The organism is uncultured Pseudokineococcus sp., from assembly GCF_947499845.1.
Taxonomy (GTDB): Bacteria; Actinomycetota; Actinomycetes; order Actinomycetales; family Quadrisphaeraceae; genus Pseudokineococcus.
Genome location: NZ_CANMPM010000021.1, coordinates 1 through 21,426 on the forward strand (window position 1 = coordinate 1; position 21,426 = coordinate 21,426).

19 protein-coding genes and 1 pseudogene are annotated in these 21,426 nt (G+C 74.9%); 12 read left to right on the forward strand and 8 right to left on the reverse strand.

Translation table 11 applies throughout. From position 1 onward, the window contains the following. The coding region (locus Q0789_RS14690; RefSeq protein ID WP_298806502.1) for a hypothetical protein at positions 1 to 295 on the forward strand (295 nt) is incomplete at its 5' end. 371 nt (positions 296 to 666) lie between these two features. On the opposite strand, the gene Q0789_RS14695 is transcribed toward Q0789_RS14690, so the two are convergent. Beyond that, positions 667 to 1,149, reverse strand: a complete 483-nt coding sequence (locus Q0789_RS14695) for a hypothetical protein (RefSeq protein WP_298806504.1) — start codon at positions 1,147 to 1,149, stop codon at positions 667 to 669. 267 nt (positions 1,150 to 1,416) lie between these two features. Between Q0789_RS14695 and Q0789_RS14700 the strand changes: the two genes are divergently transcribed. From Q0789_RS14700 to Q0789_RS14710, 3 genes and pseudogenes are all read left to right on the forward strand, one after another. Continuing rightward, positions 1,417 to 1,761 (forward strand): hypothetical protein, encoded by a 345-nt coding sequence (locus tag Q0789_RS14700; protein ID WP_298806506.1) that lies wholly within the window; start codon positions 1,417 to 1,419, stop codon positions 1,759 to 1,761. Positions 1,762 to 2,565: 804 nt separating this feature from the next. After that, a pseudogene (locus Q0789_RS14705) lies at positions 2,566 to 2,874 on the forward strand (gamma-glutamyltransferase); the annotation flags it as partial. Between the two features lie 176 nt (positions 2,875 to 3,050). Further along, entirely contained in the window at positions 3,051 to 4,703 is a 1,653-nt protein-coding gene (locus Q0789_RS14710; RefSeq protein ID WP_366917749.1) for an ABC transporter ATP-binding protein, read from the forward strand. Positions 4,704 to 4,716: 13 nt separating this feature from the next. Here Q0789_RS14710 and Q0789_RS14715 read toward each other — a convergent pair whose 3' ends face one another. Then, positions 4,717 to 5,655, reverse strand: coding sequence for an NAD-dependent epimerase/dehydratase family protein (locus Q0789_RS14715; RefSeq protein WP_298806510.1), 939 nt, complete (start codon positions 5,653 to 5,655; stop codon positions 4,717 to 4,719). A gap of 109 nt (positions 5,656 to 5,764) precedes the next feature. On the opposite strand from Q0789_RS14715, the gene Q0789_RS14720 reads away from it, so the two are divergent. From Q0789_RS14720 to Q0789_RS14755, 8 genes are read left to right on the forward strand one after another with little or no spacing between them, the layout of a single operon-like run. Then, positions 5,765 to 6,454 carry a TetR/AcrR family transcriptional regulator gene (locus Q0789_RS14720; RefSeq protein ID WP_298806512.1) on the forward strand — a complete coding sequence of 230 codons (690 nt, stop codon included), beginning with the start codon at positions 5,765 to 5,767 and terminating at the stop codon, positions 6,452 to 6,454. Positions 6,455 to 6,508: 54 nt separating this feature from the next. Continuing rightward, positions 6,509 to 6,766 (forward strand): type II toxin-antitoxin system Phd/YefM family antitoxin, encoded by a 258-nt coding sequence (locus Q0789_RS14725; protein ID WP_298806514.1) that lies wholly within the window; start codon positions 6,509 to 6,511, stop codon positions 6,764 to 6,766. Then, entirely contained in the window at positions 6,763 to 7,164 is a 402-nt protein-coding gene (locus tag Q0789_RS14730) for a type II toxin-antitoxin system VapC family toxin (RefSeq protein WP_298806516.1), read from the forward strand. The genes Q0789_RS14725 and Q0789_RS14730 overlap by 4 nt, the downstream gene beginning before the upstream one ends. A gap of 59 nt (positions 7,165 to 7,223) precedes the next feature. Beyond that, positions 7,224 to 8,738: a TIGR02677 family protein gene (locus Q0789_RS14735; protein ID WP_298806518.1), complete on the forward strand. Its 1,515-nt coding sequence runs from the start codon at positions 7,224 to 7,226 to the stop codon at positions 8,736 to 8,738. After that, positions 8,735 to 10,213: a TIGR02678 family protein gene (locus Q0789_RS14740; protein ID WP_298806520.1), complete on the forward strand. Its 1,479-nt coding sequence runs from the start codon at positions 8,735 to 8,737 to the stop codon at positions 10,211 to 10,213. Before Q0789_RS14735 ends, Q0789_RS14740 begins: the two co-directional genes overlap by 4 nt. Position 10,214: 1 nt before the next feature. Next, positions 10,215 to 12,446, forward strand: coding sequence for a hypothetical protein (locus Q0789_RS14745; protein WP_298806522.1), 2,232 nt, complete (start codon positions 10,215 to 10,217; stop codon positions 12,444 to 12,446). After that, positions 12,443 to 12,877 carry a hypothetical protein gene (locus Q0789_RS14750; RefSeq protein ID WP_298806523.1) on the forward strand — a complete coding sequence of 145 codons (435 nt, stop codon included), beginning with the start codon at positions 12,443 to 12,445 and terminating at the stop codon, positions 12,875 to 12,877. The genes Q0789_RS14745 and Q0789_RS14750 overlap by 4 nt, the downstream gene beginning before the upstream one ends. Next, positions 12,874 to 13,317, forward strand: coding sequence for a DUF86 domain-containing protein (locus Q0789_RS14755; RefSeq protein WP_298806525.1), 444 nt, complete (start codon positions 12,874 to 12,876; stop codon positions 13,315 to 13,317). The genes Q0789_RS14750 and Q0789_RS14755 overlap by 4 nt, the downstream gene beginning before the upstream one ends. Positions 13,318 to 13,512: 195 nt before the next feature. On the opposite strand, the gene Q0789_RS14760 is transcribed toward Q0789_RS14755, so the two are convergent. The 6 genes from Q0789_RS14760 to Q0789_RS14785 all read right to left on the reverse strand — a co-directional run bounded on the left by Q0789_RS14760 (position 13,513) and on the right by Q0789_RS14785 (position 21,413). After that, positions 13,513 to 16,338: an alpha-amylase family glycosyl hydrolase gene (locus Q0789_RS14760; RefSeq protein ID WP_298806527.1), complete on the reverse strand. Its 2,826-nt coding sequence runs from the start codon at positions 16,336 to 16,338 to the stop codon at positions 13,513 to 13,515. Positions 16,339 to 16,584: 246 nt separating this feature from the next. Further along, positions 16,585 to 17,502 (reverse strand): NAD(P)-dependent oxidoreductase, encoded by a 918-nt coding sequence (locus tag Q0789_RS14765; protein WP_298806530.1) that lies wholly within the window; start codon positions 17,500 to 17,502, stop codon positions 16,585 to 16,587. A gap of 206 nt (positions 17,503 to 17,708) precedes the next feature. After that, positions 17,709 to 18,584 carry a DUF559 domain-containing protein gene (locus Q0789_RS14770; RefSeq protein ID WP_298806532.1) on the reverse strand — a complete coding sequence of 292 codons (876 nt, stop codon included), beginning with the start codon at positions 18,582 to 18,584 and terminating at the stop codon, positions 17,709 to 17,711. Between the two features lie 209 nt (positions 18,585 to 18,793). After that, complete coding sequence (locus Q0789_RS14775) at positions 18,794 to 19,096, reverse strand: AzlD domain-containing protein (protein WP_298806534.1); 303 nt, start codon at positions 19,094 to 19,096, stop codon at positions 18,794 to 18,796. After that, positions 19,093 to 19,827 carry an AzlC family ABC transporter permease gene (locus Q0789_RS14780; RefSeq protein WP_298806537.1) on the reverse strand — a complete coding sequence of 245 codons (735 nt, stop codon included), beginning with the start codon at positions 19,825 to 19,827 and terminating at the stop codon, positions 19,093 to 19,095. The genes Q0789_RS14775 and Q0789_RS14780 overlap by 4 nt, the downstream gene beginning before the upstream one ends. Before the next feature lie 149 nt (positions 19,828 to 19,976). Further along, positions 19,977 to 21,413, reverse strand: coding sequence for an aldehyde dehydrogenase family protein (locus Q0789_RS14785; protein ID WP_366917750.1), 1,437 nt, complete (start codon positions 21,411 to 21,413; stop codon positions 19,977 to 19,979). Positions 21,414 to 21,426 lie beyond the last annotated feature (13 nt).

Here is a 21,426-nt window from a genome sequence, read left to right on the forward strand (position 1 = left end):
TGAGGACCTCGACCCTCACCCACCTTCAGCCCACGACCGGCGTGTCGTCACCGCCCCCACCGCAGGTATGAAGAGCCCGATTACCCCGAGCCTCCGCGAGCCCGTCACCGCGGTCCGCCCTACCGCGTTGCGTGGGTGCGTCATCAACGTCTTCGTCGGCGCTGTCGAGCTGTCCGACCGGTGCGCCACGGTGCAGTCGGTCAACGTCAGCTACCGCGTCAGCCTCGACCGCCACGAGCGACTGGGCAACGCCCAGATCGTCAATCAGCACTTCGACGCCCAGCCCCGCGATTAGCACGAGCTCCACGAGAAGGTGCCCGCATCTCCAAAGTCGCCACCGGCCGAGGTCGTCGGCCCGCTGACCAGCCAGCAAATCGACATGGAGACTGTCCTGCCATTCCCGGACGACGGCGAGATCTTCAAGACGCTGTACATCCCCGATGCTCGCTCCACGTTACCCGGCTACTCGGGCCACGTGCAGACCAAGACAACGGTCACGCTGATCTTCGAGTCCGACGAGGGCACCCTGGTCTCGTCTACAAGGGTGAGCGTCCTGCGGACACCGCGCTGGTCGCGCCGGCCCCCACGCCGACCCCCTGACGCGCTGAATGGTGCTTATGAGCCCAGTCGAAGACGCCGGTTCACCACGGTGTTCTCGACGGGGCTCTACCCTTTTCCAAACCGATCGCCTGTGCGAGAACTGCGCATCGGCGCGAAGACCTCCGCAAGGACAGATGTGATCGGCACGCGCATCGGCCCAAGGACGTCGTCGGCCAGATGAACAATGCTGAGATGCAGTGCTCCCGTCAGCCTGTCGCCATCAGGGGTGCGTTCGATGTCGTTGTAGGCGCTGGCAGTCGCATCCACTGCGTTGAGATCTTCCGTGGATTCCACTAGCAGGTAGGCCTCATCTAGGGCCCGTCGGAAGTCGCGCAGGGTGAGACGGATCTCTTTCGCTCGCTCCTCACTGTCCGGCAGCTCTCGCGCTCCGTCCAGGTCGTCGCTGGCTCGATACAACCGCCTGAGTACTCCTCGCCAGGCCTGCTTGCGCGCCTCCACTCGGCGACTTCGCTCGGACAGGCGGGTGGTCACGAGGACGAGCGCGCCACCGGCGAGCGTGGTCAGCAGCGGGGACGAGAGCAGCTCCATGCTGCGGGAGTGTGCCGCATTGAAGTCTCGGAGGCGTGGGGAAGAGCGTTGCCCTTCCAGGAGGGCCTCGTCGAGGCAGAGACTGAACAGGAACTGGTCACGACGGGAGGGCCACAAGTATGCGCTACTGACGGCGGCGGGTAGCATATCTATTCGCCTAGGGACTGAGGTGGCCCCGCCGGGCGGCTCCACTTTATGAATTCAGGCCCTCAACCCTACGAGTGCGTCGGTGACGCCGCGGTCGCCCGCTCCCGCTTATTTGCGGCCGTGAAGGCTGCCGGTAACGAGCGCGCCTCAGGGTCCAGGTCCGCCTTCTCGAGCGCGGCCGCGCTCGCATGGTCGACGACCTCGCCGACGTCAACGCCGAAGGGCGCACCACCGAGCTCGCTTTCCAAGGTCCAGGACGACCCCGACTGCCGCGACCAGATGGAGATCATGCGTATAGCGGACTTCGACAAGTCGGCCAAGTCGCCGTCCGCTGAAGAAACTGCACCGATCGCGAAGGTTCGCGACAACTTCTTCACCGAGCGTGGTGAGCACATCCCCACCGAGGAGGGCTGGCAGGTCACCTCGCTCGAGCGCCTTGAGGACGAAGAGGTGATCGACGAGTAGGTCCACGCGTGGATGGACCGCCCCGCCGCTGACACCGACACGGCGAAGTAGGGGCTCACCGAGATGTGGTACGTGACGCGACTGTAAGACGCGATGGTCGTCAAAGGTGATGTCGACCATTACCGGTACGTCACCGGTGACATCCGCCTGTTCGAGTCGAAGAACGACGCCCGCAACGCACCTGATCTTTGGCGACGATGCTGCGGAACGCCACGAACGCCCTCACCCTAGGCGCACGTGACCCAAAAAGCCCGGGCAGTCAGGGCAACGCTTTCTACATCGGCGGCGACCCCCGACGCAGTCCTGGTCCTGACCACAGCTACTGCGCGCGCACTCACCATTTCAGGGTGACTGAAGCTCCCCCCGACAGTCAGCCACCTGAGTACATCTGACTGAATGCCGCCGGCCGCGGCCCGGCGACCGACGCTGAGGTCGTCTCCGTCGGACGAATCCGAGGGACCGGACGGCGCCGCGCCGGACGTCTAAGCCCCGCTTCTGGACATTGTGACGTCCCTGGAGCGCGGTAAGTCGACCGGCTCCGTCGAAGTGCACGAGTTCCTGCTGTGCCTCGCCGCGCCGCAGCTGCCGACGGGCCAGGCGCGGCTGCTCCTGCACGCCGAAACACCGACGCGGCGGTCGTCATCGCCTACCGGTCGAGCAGCGGCCGGATCACCACGCGCGCCTTGAGCCAGGTGGTGATCCGCGGCCGGACGATGGTCGCCCGGTGCCACCCGCGCGACGACGAGAGCGCCCTCTCCCTCGAGAAGGCGTCGAGGTGCAGCTAGCCGGCGTCCGAGGCCGGTCCTCCCTCACCGAGTCCGACGTCACGTCGCGAGTTGCACGCCCCAGCAGGCGATCGACGCGCCGGCGCTACACATGACGTCGATGGCCGGCTCGTTCTGGCCGCGGACGTGGACGCCAGGCGGCGCCGTCGTCGAGGACCGGCTCGGCGAGGAGGTCATCGGCTCGCTCGAGCGGCGCGGCCACGTGGTCACCCGAGCCGGCGACTGGTCGCTCGAGCGGCTGTCCGTCGTCATGCGCGACCCGGCGACGGGTCTGCTGCAGGCCGCGGCCAACCCCCGCGGCGACCAGGGCTACGCGGTGGGGCGGTGAGCGGGGTGAGCCGTTCGGCGGACGACGGGACCGGCGCGACCTTGCGGGGGCGGGCCGCGGAGGGCGCTGGCAGCGCCTTCCGCGCGCTGCGGGCCCGGGTCGCGGGCTCGCGCGACGACGACGGCGACGGCGAGGTCGCGGCGGGGGCGGCGCCCGAGAAGGTCTTCGGCCCGCCGCTGCTCGAGGTCCGCGGGCTGACGGTCACCTACCGCACCGGCGAGGCGGAGGTGCCGGCCGTCGTCGACGTCGACCTCACCGTCCGCGAGGGCGATCGCGTCGCCGTTGTGGGTGAGTCCGGCTCCGGCAAGTCGACGACGGCCGCGGCGCTCATCGGGCTGCTGCCCGGCAGCGGCCGGGTCGCCAGGGGCACCATCTCCTTCGCCGGCGAGGACGTCACGCACGCCTCGGACGCGCGGCTGCTGCGCCTGCGCGGGCGCGAGGTCGGCCTCGTGCCGCAAAACCCGATGAGCAACCTCAACCCCGTCATGCGCGTGGGCGCGCAGGTCGAGGAGGTGCTGCGCGCCCACGGCCTGGCGACGGGTCGCGCGGCCAGGGAGCGCGCCGTCGAGCTGCCCGGCCTCGCCGGCATCCCGGACGCCGCCCGCCGCGCCCGCCAGTACCCGCACGAGTTCTCCGGGGGCATGCGCCAGCGCGTCCTCATCGCCGTCGCCCTGGCCTGCGAGCCGCGGCTGCTCGTGGCGGACGAGCCGACGTCGGCGCTCGACGTCACCGTGCAGCGGCAGATCCTCGACCACCTCGAGCACCTCACCGAGGCGGCCGGGACGTCGATGCTCCTCGTCACCCACGACCTCGGCCTCGCCGCCGACCGCGCCGACACGGTCGTCGTCATGTCGAAGGGGCGCGTGGTCGAGAGCGGACCGGCCGCGCAGCTGCTCACCGACCCGCAGCACGCTTACACGCAGCGGCTCGTCGCCGCCGCGCCGAGCGTCAGCGCCGCCCGCGCGCAGGTCCGCCGGGCCGCCCGGACGGCCGACCGCGACGCCGGGCCGCGACGGCACGACACCGCGGACGGCGCCCCGGTGCTCACGGTGGACGACGTGACGAAGACCTACCGGGTCCGCGGCCGCGGCGCCGGCGACGTCACGGCCGTCGACGGCGTCTCCTTCGCCGTCCCCGCCGGGACGACGACGGCCGTCGTCGGCGAGGCCGGCTCCGGCAAGACGACCCTCGCCCGCATGGCCCTCGGGCTCGAGGCGCCGACGTCGGGGCGCCTGCTCGTCGGCGACGACGTCGTCGGGGAGGCGACGGGCGCCCGCCGCCGGGCGGTGCGCCGGGCGATGCAGCCGGTCTTCCAGGACCCGTACGCCTCGCTCGACCCGACGATGAGCATCGAGCGCCTCGTCGACGAGCCGCTGCGCGTCTTCGGCGAGGGCGACCGCGCCTCGCGGCGCCGTCGGGTCGGCGAGCTGCTCGACCAGGTGTCCCTGCCGCGCGACGCCGCCCAGCGCCGCCCGGCCGAGCTCTCCGGGGGGCAGCGCCAGCGCGTCGCCATCGCCCGCGCGCTAGCCGTCGAGCCGCGGCTCGTCGTGCTCGACGAGGCGGTCTCGGCGCTCGACGTCCTCGTGCAGGACCAGGTGCTGCAGCTGCTGCACGAGCTGCAGGAGGACCTGGGGGTCGCCTACCTGTTCATCACCCACGACCTCGCGGTGGTCCGCCAGGTGGCGCACGCCGTCGTCGTCATGCGGCGCGGGCGGCTAGTCGAGCACGGCCCGGTCGACGCCGTCATGAGCGACCCGCAGGAGGAGTACACGCGCGAGCTGCTCGCGGCCATCCCCGGCGCCGATTTCTACGCCGCCCGGGCGGGCTGACTCCACCCGGGCGTCATCGCCGGTCGCCGGCGGGCACTCCCGCGACCGTCGCGGCCACCGCCTCCGCCCACGGCGTCGCCGTGAGCCCGAACACCTCGGTCGTCTCGGACCCGTCGAGCGCGAAGTCATGGTCCCACTGGTGGCGGATGGCGACGACCTCGCGCATCTGCCCGCTCGCCAGGCCGATGCCGCGCAGCACCGGCCACGGGATGCCGCTGACCTTCGGCGCCGGCGCGCCCATGGCCGCGGCGAGGTCGGTGAGCGCCTGGCGCTGCGAGCGCGGCTCCCCGCTCGGCACCATCCACGCCCGGCCCCACGCCCGCTCCTCCGAGCCCAGCCGCACGAGGGCCTCGGCGAGGTCGGGCACGTACGTCCAGCTGTGGAGCGCGTCCGGGTCGCCGATGACCCACGCCCGGCCGCCCTTGCGCAGCGTCTCGACCTGCCGCGCGAGGTGCGACTGCGCCGCCGGCACCGAGCCGACGAAGTCCGACGCCCGCACCTCGACGACGCCCCGCACCCGCTCGGCCTCCTGAGCGGCGAGCGCGTCGTGCCACATGCGAGCCCGCAGAGCGCCCTTGGACTCGGTCGCGGCGAGCGGCGTCGACGCCGTCATCGGGCCGCTCGGGCGGCCGTAGCCGTAGAGGTTGCCCGTGATCGCCAGGACGGCGTCGTTCTCCTGCGCCGCCTGCAGCAGCGCCGCCGCGATCGGCGGCCACTCGGCCGCCCACCGCGTGTAGTCCTTGGGGTTCACGGCGTTGTAGACGACGTCCGCCCCCTGCGCCGCGGCGGCCAGCGCCGCACCGTCCGCGGCGTCGACGGCGACGTGCCGCACCTGCTCGCTCGACGGGCCGCCGCTGCGCGAGACCACGACGACGTCGTGCCCCTCCCGCACCAGCACCCGCGCGACCGCGGACCCGACCGGCCCCTTGCCCACCACCACGTAACGTCCCACGACGACCTCCTCGACGAGTGCACTGCTCACTGACGAGAGCAGTGCACTCCCAAGCGGTCAACATGTCAAGAGCAGTGCTCTCGTCTGCGAGCGGCGCTACGGTGGCGGGGTGGTGCAGACGGCGAGGGAGCGCGCCCGCGAGGCGCTGACGGCAGACATCGTCGAGACGGCGCGGGGGCAGCTCGCCGAAGTGGGCGCGGCGGCGCTGTCGCTTCGGGCGGTCGCGCGCGAGCTCGGTCTGGCGTCGTCGGCGGTCTACCGCTACGTCCCGAGCCGCGACGACCTGCTCACGCGGCTGCTCGTCGCCGGCTACGAGTCCCTTGGCGCCGCCGCCGAGGACGCCGACGACCCGGGCCTCGCCCCGCGCGACCGGTGGGTCGCCGTCAGCCGCGGCGTCCGCGCGTGGGCGCTGGCGCACCCGCACGAGTGGGGGCTGCTCTACGGCTCCCCCGTGCCGGGGTACGCGGCGCCGCAGGACACCGTTGTCGCGGCGATGCGCTCGGCGGCCGTCTTCGGGCGGGTGCTCGGCGACGCGGCGTACTCCGGCGGGCTGGCAGGGCGGGCCCCGAACGCCGACCGCACCGCTCTCGTCGGCCCCGACGTCACGCCCGTGCTCGGCGGCGAGCACCCCGCGCTCGACGACGACGTTCGCGCCCGCGCCGTCCTGGCCTGGAGCTCGACCCTCGGGCTCGTGAGCGCCGAGCTGTTCGGCCACCTCGTCGGCGTCACCACCGACCAGGAGGCGTTCTTCACCGAGCAGGTGGGACGGCTGGCGGACCTCGTGGGCTTGGCTGGTTGACGCGTGCCCCGTGAGCCGTCAACGCGAGCACCACGTGGGGGGCAGACTCGTCCCGTGACGACGGTCTCGTCCCGGCACCTCAGCGAGCACACAGCAGAGGTGCTGCGCCAGGTCGCCGAGGGCACGCCCGTCACCATCACCGTCAATGGGTCGCCGGTCGCGGAGATCAGCCCCGTGCGCACCGGACGCCGCCGGTTTCTCTCCCGCGCCGACCTCGTCGAGCTCCTGGGTCGCCACCAGGCCGACCCCGGGCTGCGCGCGGACCTCGACGCCCTCGCCGGCGAGACCACCGACGACCTCGACCCGCTGTGACGTCGCGTCCGGCGCTGCTCGACACCAGCGTCCTCATCGCCCGGGAGACCGGCCGACCGCTCGACGACGCGGCGCTGCCCGCGGAGACGGCCGTCTCGGTCATCACCCTGGCCGAGCTGCACGCCGGCGTCCTCGCGGCTCGCGACACCGAGACGCGGTCGCGTCGGCTCGTGACGCTCGAGGCCGTGTCCGTCGTCGAGCCGCTCCCGGTGACCGCCGAGGTGGCCCGCCACTGGGCGCGCCTGCGCGTCGGTCTGGCCGAGACGGGACGGCGCGCGAAGGTGAACGACCTGTGGATCGCCGCCGTGGCCGCCGCCAACGGCATGGACGTCGTCACGCAGGACGACGACTTCGACCCGATCGAGGAAGTCGGCGGGCCCCGGGTCGTCCGCGTATGACGAGGGCGTCCGATGTCGGACCCCTCGCCTACGGTGCGGGACGTCGGGAAGGGGGAGGCATGCCGGAGCGCGCACTGCTGTACCGGTACGTGACGGCCGAGTCGTCGGCCGAGTACCTCGCCGTCATGCGGCTGTTCACCGGCACGCTGCTCGCCGAGCTGTCCGCCGGCGACGTCGCTGCACAGCTCGCCGAGAGCGGCGTCGAGCTCGACGCGGCCGTGGCGCAGCAGCGCTGCGAGCAGCTGCTCGAGTGGGGCAACCTCGTCGCCTCCCCCAACGACGCGCGGGTCGCGACCATCCGCGACTACACCCGCTCGCGCTCCCGCTACCAGGTCTCGCCGCTCGGCGGCCGCGTCCACCGGGAGGTCGACGCCGTCCTCGACGCGGTGGACGGGGCGCGCGACGTCGCCCGCGAGCTGCTCGGCGGCACCGTCGCCGCGCTCGACCGGCTGCTCACGGCCCTGAAGGTCGGCGAGCCGGACGCCGAGGCGCTCGCCGCCGACGTGACGACCGTCTTCGCCAACCAGTCGCTCTTCACCGACAGCGTCAAGGACTTCTACGCCTTCCTCGCCACCAGGCTGTCCCGCTACGACCTCGCCGGCGAGGAGTACGAGGCCTTCAAGGGCCTGCTGCTGGACTACGTCGAGCTCATCAGCGCCGACGTCGCGCGGCACTCGCCCGCCGTCGTCGAGCGCCTCGGGCGGGTCGAGCCGCACCTGGACCGGCTGCTGGGGCTGCTGGCCGACCTCCCCTCGTTCGCCGCCGCGTCCGGCGGGCTGCTCGCGCAGGGGCGCGCCCGGGCCGACTGGGACGGGCTCGCCGGCTGGTACACCGGCGCCGGCGGACGCTCCGGGCCCGCCCAGCTGCGCGGCGCCACCGAGCAGGCCCTCGGCCAGCTCATCGCCAACGCCAAGCGGATGATCAGCTCGGCCTCCGGCGGGGTGTCGCGCCGCGGCGACCTCCTGCGCCTCGCCTCGTGGTTCACCGAGTGCACCGACGAGGAGGCGCACCACCTCTTCGCCGCCGCCTTCGGCGCCCACCCGGCCCGGCACCTGCTCGTCGGCCCGGACGAGCCCGACGCGCACGCCTCGGCGACGACGTCGTGGTGGGACGCCGACCCCGTCGACGTCCCGGTCTCGCTGCGCGAGAGGGGTGACCGGGCGGCCCGCGGCCGGACGCCGCGCGTGCCGGATCCCGGGCTCGACCGCGAGCGCCTGCTCGCCGAGGCGGCCGAGGACCTCGCCCAGCGCCGCGCCGCCGCCGCAGAGCTCGCGGCCGCCGGGGACCTCGACGGCGCCAGCGTCTCCCCCGCGGCGCGGGACCTGCTGCTGGACAGGGTGGCCGGCCTGCTCGCCGTCGACCCGCTGCTCACGGCGCCGCTCGAGGCGACCGACGACGACCTCGACCTCGTCGTCGTGGTCGAGGCCGCGCCGGGAGAGGTGACGGTCGTCGCCGCGCACGACGGCACGGCGACCGTGCACGGGCTGCGGCTGCGGGCCCGGCGCGCGTCGGTGGGGTCCGTCGATGAAGCACCCGACCAGCCGACCGGGCAGGAGCGGCGGTGGGGCACGTGAGCCCTCGCGACGGCTCGACGACGGCGCTCGCCTCCACCGAGGCGCACGACGCCGCGGAGCGCCGCGAGGCGGCCCGGGCTCTGCTGATGACGCCCTTCGTCACGGCACGGACGGCGCCGCAGACGCTGGCGCTCGTCCGACGGCACGCCACCCCCCTGCGCCAGGTGTTCTCGACGCAGCTGGGCTGCTCGCTCGTCGTCGAAGCCTCCTTCGCCCGGCTCGTGAAGGAGCCGCCGGCACCGGCGGCCCCGTCGCGGCCGCTGCGTCGCGGCGACCAGGCCTTCACGCCGCGGACCTACGCCTACCTGAGCCTTCTGTGCGCGGGCCTGCTGGCCCCCGACGTCGGCGAGCAGGTGCTCGTCTCCGCGCTCGTCGAGCAGGTGCGCGCCGACGCCGCGGCCGCCGGCATCGAGGTCGGTGACTCCCTCTCCGAGCGGCGCCAGCTCGTCGCGGCCGTCGAGGTGCTCGTCGGCTGGGGCGTGCTGAGCGAGACCGACGGCAGCGTCGGGGCCTGGGGTGAGCGGCGCGACGAGGCGCTGCTCACCGTGCACCGGCCGCTGCTGCCGCACCTGCTCGCGCGCCCGCTCCAGGACGCGCTGCGGCCCGGAGCCGTCGTCTCAACGCCCCCGGAGACGTCCAGCAAGGAGACACTCAGCAGCAAGACGTCCAGCAGCGAGACGTCGAGGACGACCGACGACGCACCCGCGGGTCGGCCACCGCACGAGGCGGGCGCGAGCGGGGACGGAGCCGCGGCGGGCGAGGCGTCGGCGGGCGGAGCGCCCCGGCAGGAGGACATCGACCCGGGAACGGCGGCGTCCGGCGTCCCCGGCGCCGACCGGCGGTCCCTGCGGCGCCGTTTCGTCGAGGACCCCCTCGTGCGACGCGAGGATCTCACCGCGGGCGAGGCCGACGCCCTCTCCCGTGACCGGCGGGACCTGGCGCGCGTCCTCGACGACGCCTTCGGCCTGGTGCTCGAGGTCCGCACCGAGGGTGCGTTGGCCTACGACCCCGACGGGGAGGTCACCGACGTCGTCTTCCCCGGCCCCGGCACGGTGCGCCAGGCCGCGTTGCTGCTGCTCGACGCCGTCGTCGACCGCACCCGACCGGGCGTCGACTCGAGGGCGGTCGTCGACGGGCGCGAGGTGCCCGGCGTCCTCGCCCCGTGGTCGCTCGTCGACGAGGAGGTGGCCGACCTCGCCGACCGCAACGCCGCCGTCTGGTCCGAGGCGCTCGTCACCGAACCCGTGCGGCTGCGACGGGAGGCCGTCGTGCTGCTCGAGTCCCTCTCCCTCGGCCGAGGCACCGACGAAGGTCTCGTCGTCCACCCCGCGGCCGCGCGCTACCGCCCCGACCCGCAGCGAGCGGCGCCGACCCGGGCCCGCCGCCGCGGCGCCGAGGGCCGCGCCGCCGAGGCTCCCACCGCGTCGGGTCCGGTCGCGTCCGACGCCCCGCTCTTCGACCTGGAGGGCTCCTGACGTGACCGCTCCCACGACCACCACCGCACTGCTCGACCGTGGCCCCGCCGGGACGCCGTCGGCGGACGAGACGCCGGCGCAGCACCACCCGCACCGCTGGAGGCTGCACCGGGCCGGCTTCGTCAACGTCTGGCACTACTACGACGAGACCTTCGACCTCTCCGGCGGGCGGCTCGTGCTGCGCGGCACCAACGGCTCCGGCAAGTCCCGGGCGCTCGAGCTGCTCCTGCCGTTCCTGCTCGACGCCGATCGCCGCCAGATGGACGCCACCGGGTCGGGCCGCGTCCGGCTCGAGGACCTCATGCGCCAGGGCGGCCCCGAGAGCGGCAACCGCCTCGGCTACGTCTGGCTCGAGCTGGCCCGCGAGCGAGACCTCACCGACGTCGCGGACCGGGCCACCGGTGCGCCCGACGACGCCGAGGGCGGCGGTGACGCTGCTGGTGACGTCGAGCACCTCACCGTCGGTGCCCTGGTGCGCTTCTCGACGTCGACGACCGAGGCGAAGGCCTCCTACTTCACGACCCCGCTGCGCGTCGGCCCCGCGCTGCCGCTGCTCGGGGAGGACCGCCAGCCCCTGTCGCGGGAGGCGCTCACCGAGCTCGTCGGCGCCGACCGGGTCACCACGTCACCGGAGCAGCACCGCGAGCGGGTCCGGACGACCGTCTTCGGCCTGACCGGTGACGTGGGCGCCGAGCGCTACGCGGGCCTCCTGCAGCTGCTGCACACGCTGCGCTCGCCGGACGTCGGCAACCGCATCGACGAGGGCCGCCTGCCGACCATCCTGTCCGAGGCGCTGCCGCCACTGTCCGAGGCCGAGCTCCTGCGCGCGGGCGAGCAGCTCGACGGCCTCGAGGAGACCCGGCAGGCGCAGGGCCGGCTCGAGGCCGACGCCGCGGCGCTCGAGGCCTTCGTCGCCGTGTACGCCAGGTACGCCGCGGGTGTGGTCACCGGCGTCGCGACGACGGCGCAGGAGGCCGCCGCGGCGCTGACCGGCGCCGAGGCCGCGGCGGACGAGCGGCGGGCCGACCTCGATCGGCTGCTCACCGAGCGCGGCGGCGCGGAGGAGGCGGTGCGCGAGCTCACCGGGCTCGACGAGGAGCTGGGCGCGACGCTCGCCGGGCTCCGGGACTCCGCCGCCTACCGCAGCGCGCGCGACATCGAGCTGCGCGAGCGTCGGGTCGGGGACCTGGACCGCCTCGCCCGCAGCGAGATCTCCCGCGCCGCGACCGCCCGCGCCGGCGAGCAGGCCGCCGCCGAGGACCTCGCGGCCCGGGCCACCGAGGTGGTCGAGGCCGCCCGGACGGCCGACCGGAGGGTGGACGCGGCACGTGAACAGCTGCGGGCCGCCGGAACCGGGGCGGACTCCCTCCCCGGCGCCGTCACGGCTCGCACGCAGCCCGTCGCTGCCGAGCACGCCGTCGTACGCACGAGCCTGGAGGGTGAGCCCGCCGCGCTCGTGCGACCGGCGGCTCCAGCCCTCGACGTCGCGCCGGAGGACGTCCCCGCCGCGGCCGCGGCGGCCCGCGAGGTCGGCCGGGCCGCGGGCGACCGCCGGGGGCTCGCGTCGGCGCGGAAGGCGGACGCCGCCGCCCTGGAGGAGCGCGAGCGGCAGGTGCTCGACGCCGAGCGCCGCGCCGGGGAGGCCGACGAGGACGCCCGTGCCGCCGACGGGAGCGCCGACGCGGACGCCCGCACGCGGGACGACGAGGCCGTCGCGCTGGCTCGGGCGTGGCGGTCATGGACGAACGCCGAGGGCACCCGCGCCGCGCTCGGCGACGTCGACTGGGCGGCGACCGCCGTCAGCGACCCGCTGCTGGACCTCGAGGCGCTCACGGGCGAGGGCGGCTGGGAGGGCGACAGCGTCGACGAGGACCTGCGGGCCCTCGCGGCGGTACCGGCCGCGGTGGCCGCTGCGGCGCGCGAGCAGCTGGCGGGTGCGGCCGCCGTCCTGCGCGAGGAGCAGCGCGCCGCCGAGCAGGAGCGCGCCGACCTGCGCGCCGAGGCGGAGGCCCTGCGCGCGGCCCGCGACCCCGAGCCGCCCGCGCCGACGTGGCAGACCGCCGCGCCACCGGGAGCGACGGCGCTCTGGCGGCTGCTTGCACCAGCGCCTCCGTCCCGGGACCCGCCCACGGCGAGCCCGACCCGCCGTCGCTCGGCCGGAGCCCTGGTCCGCCCTGCGAGGCCGCCACCTGCAGTCACCGCCCCACCTGGCGCTCTACCCTCGCCGCCATGAGCACGACCGCGCTCGAGGCGCTCGACGCGCTGCGAGCGGCGGCGTCCGGCGGGCGGCTCGCCGACCTCTGCCGACGGCACGACGTCGACCTCTTCTCCGCCTTCAGCAGCGCCGTGCGCGCCTCGCGCGCAGACGTCGGCGGCCCGGCGCCGCGCGACCTCGACGTGGCGATCCGCTTCGGCAGCCCCGGCGGGGACCTCGTCGGTGTCGTCACCGAGCTCGTCGAGCTCCTTCACTGGGACGCCGTCGACGTCATGGACCTGGCCCGCGCCGGCGTCGTCGCCCGCAGCCGGGCGCTCGGCCCGGGCGCCGAGCCTCTCTTCGAGGCCGCGCCGGGCCGGTACGCCCTCGCGCAGATGGCCGCACTGACGACCGAGATGGAGACCGAGCGGATGCGCCGCCGGGACCTCGAGCTGCTGGCCGACCGATGAGCCCGCCGCCCACGCTCGACGGCGGTGTCGTCCACGCCAAGCTCGACCTCATCGAGGCGGCGCTGAGGACCCTGTCCAGCGTGGGGGGCGTCGACGCGGACCGGCTGCGGGACGACGCGCTGCTCGCGGCGGGCGTCGAGCGACTGCTCAGCCGCGTCGTCGACCTCGCGGTCGACGTCAACAGCCACCTGGCGGTGGCCGAGCTCGGTCGCGCTCCCCTGGACTACCGCTCGTCCTTCGCCGCCGCCGTCGAGGCGGGTGCCCTGCCGAGGGAGCTGGGCGAGCGCCTCGCTCCGGCCACGGGACTGCGGGACGTCATCGTCCACGAGTACGCGGCGCTGGACCTCGACCTCGTCGCCGCCGCGGTGCCCCTGGCCCTCGACGGCTTCCGCGCCTATGTCACCGCGGTCGCCGCGCACCTCGTCCGCCGCCGGGCCTGATCCGTCCGGTCCGACGGCGAGCGCCGAGTCCGACGTCGCACCGGTCGCCGGCGCCGTCCGACCCTCCGGACGTCGGACTCGCGGCGCGACGTCGGACTCGCGGCGCGACGTCGGACTCGACCCCACGACGCGGCGCCGCCCGCACCCGGACCCGAGGGTCCCGGTGCGGGCGGCGTCGTCAGGCCGTATGGCGGGTCAGTCCTGCTCGACCTCCACCGCCACGCGGTGCGTCGCGTGGTCGTAGACGAACGTCACCGGGCCGCCGGGGTGGTCGAGGGTGATGTTCGGCCCGTCGGGCACGCCGCCGGCGCCGTAGTTCTCCGTCCACGCCCGGTCGATGGCGACCTTGTAGGAGTACTGCCCCGGCGGGAGGTCGACCGTCAGCCGCCAGCGGCCGGTCTCCGCGTCGTAGGTCATCTGCGCGGCGTCGCAGTCGGGCTGCCAGTCGCCGGGGCAGCCCATCTCGCTGTTGAGGTCGCCCGGCACCGAGACGGCGCCCGGCTGCTCGACCGACTCCTCCACCGCGGTGACGAGGTGCGTCGCGGTGCTGTAGGTGAAGGTGACCGCGCCGCCGCTCGTCGTCAGCGGGATGTTGGCGCCGTTCGGCTCACCGCCCGCGCCGTAGTTCTCGTCCCACGACCGGTTGACGGCGATCTTGTACTCGTAGGAGCCCGCGGGCGGCGCCACCGTCAGCGACCAGGTGGCCGTGTCCTCGTCGTAGGTCATCTGCGCCTCGTCGCAGCTGGGCTGCCAGTCCTCGGAGCAGCCGATCTCGCTGTTGAGGCTGCCGGCGACCGCCACGGTCGTCGGCTCGCCGCCGACCCCGGGGCCGGGCTCGGGCACGACGACGGCGGTCGCGCTCGCGCCCGCGACGTTGCCCGAGTGGTCGCGCACGACGGCGCGGTACTCCAGCGCCGTGCCCTCGGCCGTGTCGGTGACGTCGTGGAAGACGCGGTACGGCGCGTTGTCGTCCGTCCCGAGCACCTGCCACTCGTCGCTCGAGCCGGCCGGGCGGACGGCGAAGGTCACCTGGTCGAAGCCGCCGCCCGGGACGTCGACCGAGACCTCGGCGCGGCCGCTGACCTCCTCGCCCGTGGTGAAGATCGGCGTGGGCGCGGTGCGCGCCGGGCGCATCGGCCTGCTGGCCTTCCACACCACCGCCGACAGCGGCGGCACGGTGACGCGCGCCGTGCCGTCGTGGTCGGACCACACGGCCGCGGTGCCCGCCGGCCACACGGGCTTGTACCGGGTGCGCGTCGTGAAGGTGTCGAGGTCGACGGTGCGCGCGACGTCGCTGTTGTTCGTGGCGACGAGGTACTCGACGTCGTCGTCGTCCGAGATGCGGCTGAAGGCGTAGACGCCCGCGCCGTCCTCGGCGTAGCGCTGCACGAGCGCGCCGTCGGCGAGGGTCGGGTTCTCCTCGCGCAGGGCCGACAGCTCGGCGATCGTCGTGTAGAGCGGGTGGCTCGGGTCGAAGTTCTCCGTCGCCGTCGTGGCGTCGCTGCCGACGAGGACGTCGTCGTTGTAGGTGGCCACCTGCGAGGCGAACATGTCCTGACGCGCGTCCTGGTCGCCGCCGTCGCCCGTGAAGCCCTGCTCGTCGCCGTAGTAGACGACCGGCTGGCCGCGCGTCAGGTACATGAGCGCGTGCGCGAGGCGGTCGCGCTCCAGCAGCTCGTCGCCCTCGGCGCCCGCGTCCTGCAGGAACATGCCGATGCGGCCCATGTCGTGGTTGCCGAGGAACGTCGGCAGCGAGTACGCGTTGCTGTCGGCGTCGGTGTACCAGTCGTCGGCGGCGAAGAGGTCCGCCATCTGCTGCGTGGCCCCGCCGCTGGCGAAGGACTGCGCTCGCGCCTGGAAGCCGAAGTCGATGACCGACTGCAGCTCCGCCTCCGTCGTGTAGTGCGAGAGGAACTCCGGGTCGGAGTTGTAGACCTCGCCGAAGGAGAAGAAGTCGGGGTTGCCGATCTCGGCGGCGTGCTCCTCGATGGTCGGCGCGAAGTCCTTCCAGAACTCGTCGCCGACGTGCTTGACGGTGTCGATGCGGAAGCCGTCGATGCCGAGGTCGACCCAGGTCTTGTAGATCTCCTCCATGCCGGCCACGACCTCGGGCCGCTCGGTGAAGAGGTCGTCGAGGCCCGAGAAGTCGCCGTACTGGTCGGACTCCCCGCCGTCGAACCGGGCGTTCCCGCGGTTGTGGTACATCGTCGGGTCGTTGAGCCAGGCCGGCGTCTTCGCCGTCGCGTCGCCCGGCAGGGGGAAGACCGGGGTGTACGGGAAGGACGTCGCCGCGTCGAGCGCCGGAAACTCGCTGGTGCCCGCGTAGTCGCGGTCGTCGAAGACCTCGCCGCTCGCGTCGCGGTAGGGCTCGGCGTCCTTGGTGATGTACGTCTGCGAGCCCTCGGCGTACTGGATGACGTCCGCGGTGTGGTTGGTGATGATGTCGAAGAAGACCTTCATCCCCCGCTCGTGCGCCTCGTCGATGAGGCCCTCGAGCTCCTCGTTCGTGCCGAGGTGCGGGTCGATCTTCGTGAAGTCGGTGATCCAGTAGCCGTGGTAGCCGGCCGAGACGGCGTCGCCCGCGCCCTGCACCGGGCGGTTGACGAAGGACGGCGTCAGCCAGATCGCCGTGGTGCCGAGGCCCTCGATGTAGTCGAGCCGCTGGCGGATCCCCTCGATGTCACCCCCGTGGTAGAAGCCCTTGGCCGTGGGGTCGAGGCCGCTGACGAGGCGGTCGCCGCCGTAGCCGCCGTCGTCGTTGGTCGGGTCGCCGTTCTCGAAGCGGTCGGCCATGACGAAGTAGAAGCGCTCGCGGGTGAGGTCCTCGCGGAGCGAGCCGCGCGCGAGCGCGCGGTCCTGGGCCTGCTGGGCCTTGGCTGCCTGAGTCGCAGCCTTCTTCGCCTGGGCCTCCTGGGCAGGCGCGGGCCGATCGGGCGGTGGAGCGGCGGCGGCGGACGGTCCGAGCAGCAGCGCGGCGGCGACGGCACCTGCTCCGGACACGAGGGCAGAGGGATGACGCACGTGAGCCTCCTCGACGGTGAGTGACTGGCCGGATCATAGGCGGGTGCGGGCCCGGCGCACAGCGGCCTCTCGCCGCCGACCGACCGGCCCGTCGCGGCCGCGCCGCTCGTCCTCGACGTCGTCCGAGTGGGCGGCTCGACGACGGCGTCGCCGGGGAGCCCGACGCCGGGGCGCGGGAGGACGACGACGGCCCCGCTCTCCTCGGAGGGCGGGGCCGTCGTCGCGCTGGGCTGGAAGTGGCTCGGATCAGCCGCTGAGGCCGCGCCGCAGCTCGGAGAGCGCCTCGGACAGGCTGACCCGCGGGGCCCAGCCCCACGCCCGGGCGCGGTCGGTGACGAGCTGCCCGGTCCACTCCGGCTCGTCCGTCCACTCCGGCTCGACGCCGACGGCCTCGCCGACCGCGCCGAGGTAGTCGCGCCAGGTGGCGGGCTCGCCGGCCACGAGGACGGGCGTCGTCGCGCCCTCGACGGGGCCGCGCTCGGGGTCGTCGGACGTCGCGACCGCACCGGTGGCGACGTCGGCCACGAGGTCGGCGAGGTCGTGGACGTGGACCCACGACCACGTCTTCGCCGGGTTGGCCGAGCGGTCGCCGCCGTCGCGGACGTCGGCCGGCCGCAGCGTGTTCCACACCGACGACTCGCCCGCGCCCATGATCGCCGGGGGGCGCACGAGGACGGTCGTCATGCCGCCGACCTCCGCGAGCGCGCGGTCGGTCGCGTTCTTCGTGTCCGGGTAGTCGCCGCTGCCCTCGGGCAGCAGGGGGCCGTCCTCCGCGACGTCGCCGACGCCGGCCGACCGGTCGTAGACCCCGGCCGTCGAGAGGTGGACGAAGCGCGCCACCTCGGCGTCCCGCGCGGCGCGGGCGAGGACGGGCGTGCCCTCGACGGCGACCTCGTGCTGCACCTCCCGCGGCGAGCCCATGGGGTGGACGGTCGTGACGACGGCGTCGGCCCCGCGGACGACCTCGCGGGCGAAGACCTCGTCGGCGAAGTCGCCCACGTGCTCCTCCACGCCCTCGAGCACCGGCGCGGCGCCCTCCCGGCGGACGACGGCGCGCACGAGCGCCGACCGCTCGCGCAGCGCGCGGCACACCGCCTCTCCCACGAGCCCGTTTGCGCCGGTCACCACGACGACGGGGGCCTGCGCCCCGGTGCTCTCAGCCATGCCCGCCACCCTGCCAGCGCGGTGTCGCCGGGGCGCGGCGTGGTCCGGCCGTCCACCGCCCTGGGTCGTCGAGTCCGACGTCGTGCGCCGAGTCCGACGTCCCGCAGGCCGGGGACGGCGGATCACCGGTGCAACGTCGGACTCGAGGATCGACGTCGGACTCGAGCGCGCAGGAGGGGCGCCACCCCGGGCCGCCGCGACGACGGTCAGCGGACGCCGAGCAGCTCGGCCAGCTGCCGCAGCAGCTCCTCCGGCCGGGCGAGCCCCCGCGCGTCGACCTGCAGCACCGTCCACCCGAGGGCCCGCAGCCGGTTGTGGCGGGCGAGGTCCCGGCTGTGCTGGCGCGCCTCGCGGTGGTGCCCGCCGTCGTACTCGACGGCCACGCGGACGGCGGGCCATGCGAGGTCCAGACGGGCGACGAAGCGTCCGGCGTCGTCGTGCACCTCGTGCTGCGGCACGGGCGCCGGCAGGCCGGCGTCCTCGAGCACGAGCCGCAGGGCCGTCTCCTGCGGCGACTCGGCCGCGGGCACCAGCCGCTGCGCGCGCCGGCGGGCCAGCGCCACCCCGCGGTCGCCGCGCTGGCGGTCCAGCTGGGCGAGCACCTCGTCGACGCCGACCCCGCACCGGTGCGCCAGGGTCTCCGCCGTGCAGAGGGCCCGGGGCATCGGCAGCGTCCGCAGCAGGTCGACGACGGTGCGCACGGGTGAGGTGGCCGAGCCCCACCGGGTCTCGACGACGTCGTCCGCCGGGAGGGCGCACTGCTGGACGACGACGAGCGGCGGCCGCGACCGCGGCGCCGGCCGTGCCGCCAGCACGAGGACCGGCTCGTCGTCGCGGACCTCCGGGACGCCGTGCGCCCACGCTGCGGACAGCCCACCGAGCACGCCCCGTCCCTGCAGGGCCCGCAGCGCGCCGAGGACACGGGTCCCGTGGTCGTCCGGCGTCCCCGCCGTCACGTGGACGCCGCGCACGACCTGCCGGAAGCCGGGCCCGGCCAGCTGCGCCGTCGTCACGTGGTCCAGCAGCTCGCGGGTCGTCAGCGGGACGCCGACGAGGCGCTGCGGCAGGGCGGGACGGCTCACGGGGGCACTGTGCGGCAGACGGGCGCCGCCTCGCCGGGCCCCCTGTGGACGACGAGCGCCACCTCCGACGGGCGAGTCCGACGTCCCGCGTCGAGTCTGACGTCGCTCGGGTCGAGACGGCTGTCGACCCGTCCGACGTCGGACTCGGCGGGCGACGTCGGACTCGGCGCTGCCGTCGCGCGCCCGTCCGCAGACGACGGCGGCCGTCCTCACACCAGGAGCCGCACGACCGCCGCCGTCCCGGCCGCGACGGCGACGACGAGCAGGAACGGCGCCCGCAGCAGCGCGGCGACGAGCCCGGCGCCGACCCCCGCCACCCGCGGGTCGAGCACGAGGGCGCGGCCGTCGCCGACGGTCTGCGTCGCGACGAGCGCCGCCAGCAGCACGACCGGCAGGGCGCCCGTCACGCGCTGCACCCGCGGGGAGGCCAGCACGCTCTCGGGCAGCAGGCCCCCGGCGAGCTTGCACAGGTAGCAGCCGAGGGCGCCGAGGAGGACGGCGAGCCAGGTCATCGCGCGCTCGCCTCGAGGCGTGGCGGACGACGTCGGCCCGGCAGGCACAGGCCGACGACGAGCGCGACGGCCCCGACGCCGAGCACGGGCAGGCCGCCGGGCAGGAGCGGGGTGAGGACGAGCGCCAGCGCTCCGGCGCCGAGGGCGAGCCCGACGTCGCCGCGGCCGCGCAGCAGCGGCAGGAGGAGGGCGACGAAGGCCGCCGGGGCCGCGGCGTCGAGCCCGAGCGCCGTGGGGTCGCCGAGCGCGTCCGCGCCGAGCGCACCGGCGAGCGTGGCGGCGTTCCAGAACGCGAAGACGGCGACGCCCGTGGCCCAGAACGCCCACCGGGCCGTGCCCGGGTCACGGCGGCCGAGCGCCATCGCGGCCGACTCGTCGATCGTCAGGTGCGCCGCGAGGAGCCGCAGCGGGCCGCGGACGTGGAGCAGCGACGCGAGCCGCAGCCCGTAGAGGCCGTTGCGGGTGCCGAGGAGCGTCGCCGTCGCCGCGGCCCCCAGCGCCGAGCCGCCGGCCCCGAGCACGCCGACGAGAGCGAACTGGCTGGCGCCCGTGAACATCAGCGCCGACAGCGCCACCGCCTGCCCGGCGGACAGGCCCGCCGCCACGGCGAGGGCGCCGAAGGAGACGCCGTAGGCGCCCGTCGCGAGGCCGACGCCCAGGGCGTCGCGGACGACGCCGCTGGTCCAGCCAGCCGGCGCGGGAGCCGGCTGTCGCTCTCCGCGGTCGGCCACCGCGCCAGGGTAGGTGCCGTCCCCCAGCCCCCCACGCACCGCACCGCCGAGCCGGACCGCCGTCGGCTGCCGCGCAGCGACGCGTCCTGGGCCCCGACTCGCGGGGCGGTGATGTGGCGGAGGCGGCACGACGGCGGGGTCCGGCCAGGTCAGCCCGGGTCGACGTAGGTCGTCTTGACCGTCGTGTAGAACTCGCGCGCGTAGGCGCCCTGCTCGCGCGGGCCGTAGCTCGAGGCGCGGCTGCCGCCGAAGGGCACGTGCGGGTCCACGCCGGCCGTCGGCGCGTTGACCATGACCATCCCGGCGCGCGCGTGCCGCGCGAAGTGCTTGGCGTACCGGAGCGACGTCGTCACGACCCCCGCCGACAGACCGAACTCGGTGGCGTTGGCCTCGGCCAGCGCCGCGTCGTAGTCGGCGACCCGCACGACCGAGGCCACCGGACCGAAGACCTCCTCGCGGTTGATCCGCATGTCACCGGTCGTGCCGGTCACCAGCGCCGGCGACAGGAACCACCCCGGGGTGTCCCGCTCGACCCGCTCGCCACCGACGACCTCCCCGCCCTCCTGCGCAGCGATCGCCAGGTAGTCCAGGTCCTTGCGCAGCTGCCTGTCGTCGACCACCGGCCCGACGACCGTGTCGGGCGCCAGCGCGTGGCCGACCCGCAGACCGCGCACGCGCTCGGCCAGGCGCTCGACGAAGGCGTCGTGGACGCCCTCGGTGACGACCAGCCGGGAGGACGCGGTGCACCGCTGCCCCGTCGAGAAGTAGGCGCCGTTGACCGCGGCCGACACCGCGACGTCGAGGTCGGCGTCGTCCAGCACGACGAGCGGGTTCTTGCCCCCCATCTCCAGCTGGACCTTGCGCCCGTCCGGGACGCACGCCGCCGCGATCGAGCGCCCCGTGGCCACCGACCCGGTGAAGCTGACGGCGTCGACGTCCGGGGAGGACACCAGCGCCCCGCCCACCTCCGCGCCGGAGCCGTGCACGAGGTTGAGCACCCCGTCGGGCAGGCCCGCGTCGACGAGGATCCGCACGAGCTCGGTGGCGCAGCCGGGGACGAGCTCGGAGGGCTTGAGCACGACGGTGTTCCCGAACGCCAGGGCGGGGGCCACCTTCCACGCCGGGATGGCGATCGGGAAGTTCCACGGCGTCACCAGGCCGACGACGCCCACCGGCTCCCGCGTCACCTCGACGCTCAGCCCTGGGCGCACCGACGGCAGCAGGTCACCGGTCTGGCGCAACGCCTCGCCCGCGAAGTACTTGAGGATCTGCCCCGCTCGCGCGACCTCCGCCGTCGCCTCGGCGATCGGCTTGCCCTCCTCGCTCGCCAGCAGCCGGCCCAGCTCGGCCCTGCGGGCGAGCACCTGAGCACCCGCCGCGTCGAGCACCTCGAAGCGCTGCTGCGGCCCCGAGTGCGCCCACTCGTCGGCGGCGGCGCGGGCCGCCCGCGTCGCCGCGGCGACCAAGGCCGCGTCCGCCTGCGCCGCCTCCCCGACCACCTCGCGGGTGTCCGAGGGGTTGACGTCGGGCACGGAGCCGGAGCCCCCGACCCACTCGCCACCGACCCGGTGCAGGTACTGGTCCACGCTCATGACTGGG